The sequence below is a fragment of the Cobetia sp. genome (assembly GCF_983723665.1).
In genome coordinates this window covers 1-2,278 of sequence record NZ_CFDJES010000140.1, presented here as the reverse complement: position 1 = coordinate 2,278, position 2,278 = coordinate 1, and the positions used below count along the sequence as shown (strand labels likewise).

Annotated in this window: 4 protein-coding genes; 1 reads left to right on the top strand and 3 read right to left on the bottom strand. The window is 64.8% G+C overall.

Features of this window, described 5'->3' with window-relative positions; genetic code table 11:
• Positions 1 to 69 precede the first annotated feature (69 nt).
• Entirely contained in the window at positions 70 to 1,164 is a 1,095-nt protein-coding gene (locus AC4FAH_RS12245; protein ID WP_490246107.1) for an NAD(P)-dependent alcohol dehydrogenase, read from the top strand.
• A gap of 109 nt (positions 1,165 to 1,273) precedes the next feature.
• Here the strand turns inward: AC4FAH_RS12245 and AC4FAH_RS12240 are convergent, their stop codons facing one another.
• The 3 genes from AC4FAH_RS12240 to AC4FAH_RS12230 all read right to left on the bottom strand — a co-directional run.
• Positions 1,274 to 1,642: a Lin0512 family protein gene (locus AC4FAH_RS12240; RefSeq protein ID WP_054556226.1), complete on the bottom strand. Its 369-nt coding sequence runs from the start codon at positions 1,640 to 1,642 to the stop codon at positions 1,274 to 1,276.
• The gene (locus tag AC4FAH_RS12235) at positions 1,639 to 2,037 is read right to left on the bottom strand and encodes a Lin0512 family protein (protein WP_490246106.1); all 399 of its coding nucleotides are present in this window, start codon (positions 2,035 to 2,037) and stop codon (positions 1,639 to 1,641) included. The genes AC4FAH_RS12240 and AC4FAH_RS12235 overlap by 4 nt, the downstream gene beginning before the upstream one ends.
• A gap of 51 nt (positions 2,038 to 2,088) precedes the next feature.
• Positions 2,089 to 2,278: hypothetical protein (locus AC4FAH_RS12230; protein WP_490246105.1), on the bottom strand; the 190-nt coding region annotated here is incomplete at its 5' end.

The window sequence follows — 2,278 nt, the reverse complement described above, 5'->3', positions numbered from 1 at the left end:
CACGCCGCCCCGGGACGCCTCTGAAGAACGCCATCACGCCATCACTCGATCATCAACGGGATCAACACCATGAAAATTCGCGCCGCCGTCACCGCCACCCAAGGCCAGCCCTTCGACCTCAAGGACGTCGAACTGGCGTCCCCCAAGGGAGACGAGATTCTGGTACGTGTCGTGGCCACCGGGGTCTGCCATACCGATGCCGCCGCACGCGACCTGGGCATCGCCCCCTATCCGATCGTGCTCGGCCATGAAGGCGCCGGCGTGGTCGAGCAGATCGGTGACAATGTCCGCGACATGGAAGTGGGCGACCATGTGGTGCTGTCCTTCGCGCACTGTGGTCATTGCAGCCACTGCCTGACCGGACACCCGACCGTCTGCGAGCGTGGCGGTGAGCTCAACTTCGGCGGTGTGATGGATGATGGCGGCAAGCGCCTGAGCTGTGACGGCCATGACGTCGCCACCTTCTTCGGCCAGTCGTCCTTCGCCACTCACGCCGTGGTCAGCGAGCGCAATGCCGTCAAGGTCGACAGCGATGTCGATCTCGCCCTGCTGGGTCCGCTGGGTTGCGGCATCCAGACTGGCGCCGGCACCATCCTCAATCGCCTCAAGCCGGGCTTCGGTGACAGTCTCGTCGTGTTCGGCTGTGGTGCCGTGGGCCTGAGTGCCGTGATGGCGGCCAAAATCGCCGGCTGCAAGAACATCATCGCGGTCGACCTGCACAAGAGCCGTCTGGAGCTGGCCCATGAGCTGGGCGCGACCCACAGCGTCAACGGCAAGACCGAGGACCTGGTCGGCGAGATCAAGCGCATCACCGATGGCGGCAGCGAATTCTCCCTCGAGACCACCGGCGTGCCGATGCTGGTGCGCAGCTCCCTGCAGGTACTGCGCCCGCTGGGCACCTCTGCCATCGTCGGCCTGACCCACGATGTGACCCTGGACGTGCACCACGACCTGATGGCGGAAGGCAAGTCGATGATCGGCGTGATCGAAGGCGACGCCGTGCCGCGCGTCTTCATCCCGCGCCTGGTCGGCTACTACAAGGAAGGCCGCTTCCCCTTCGACAAGCTGATCCAGATGTATGACTTCGATGACATCGAACAGGCCTTCGCGGATTCGAAATCAGGTCTGACCGTCAAGCCGGTGCTGCGCATCAGCTCGCTGTAATCAGCGCCTGCGCCACCTGGCCTGTACCGCAAAGCCCCCGTGCGTCACTGACGCACGGGGGCTTTCTTCGTTGGTCGGCACGACCTCAGTCAGCGCGCTCGCGCATTGCCTACGACTGACACAGCTGCCAGGCGTCGTGGTCGATATCGAGCATGGCGGCGATGGCGGCCGAGGCAATGACATGCGTCTGGCCACTGGCCTCGTCATGCACATTGAGACCGCCCTGCACCACCGTCACCTCGGCGCGCCCACGGGGAAGCTCGCGCGCCACCGCGTCCGTATCCACGGCGTCCGGCTCCTGGACCGCGATGGTGACCTCGACGCGCATCTGGTGGTGATCGATGCCGAGTGACTGGAACATCACGATGGAGGAATGATGCAGGGCATCATGCACCGCACGGCAGGCGGCCTTGGTGTAGTCCATGCCGTAGAGGTCATTGCCGGTGCCCATCTCGAGAATGATGCGTTGCTCGCTCATGCCTGACCTCCTGCCGACTGCCCGGGCGCGGAAGAAGTGGACGCCGCGCCGGCGGCCGCCATGTCGAATGACACGATGATGGCGACATTGGCGATCACGCTGACCCCGCTGCCATCCGGCTTGGCGACGTCCAGCCCGCCCTTGACCACGCGCACACTGGGCTGACCGTAGGGAAAGATGCCCAGCAGGGCGTCACTGTCGACCTTGTCGGGCTGCTGCACGCCGACCTCGACCTCGATCAGCATCGCCTCCTTGGGGAAGCCGAAGGCGTCCGCCACGTTGAGCGAGTTGTGCCACAGGGCATCGCGGATGCCACGTGCCGCCGCCTCGGTGTAGTTCTGGCTGCGAATGGAGGTGCCCATGCCGAACTGGGTCACCATGCGTGTCTTGGCCACATTACCCCCTGATTTCCTGTCACGGAAAAGACGTACCACTCGCGCCGCCTATCAGCGCGGATGCTTGAAAAGCCCGATCACCCAACCTATCCCGCCCAGCAGCAGGGCGCCCTGCCAATCTCCCTGGAACAGCTCGATCAGCGCCAGGACGATCGCCACCAGCTGCGCACTGCGCACCGGACTGACCGTCGCTGTGGGCTTGCGGTCATCCTGCTCTGACATGCGGCCTCCCGTCGCTGGC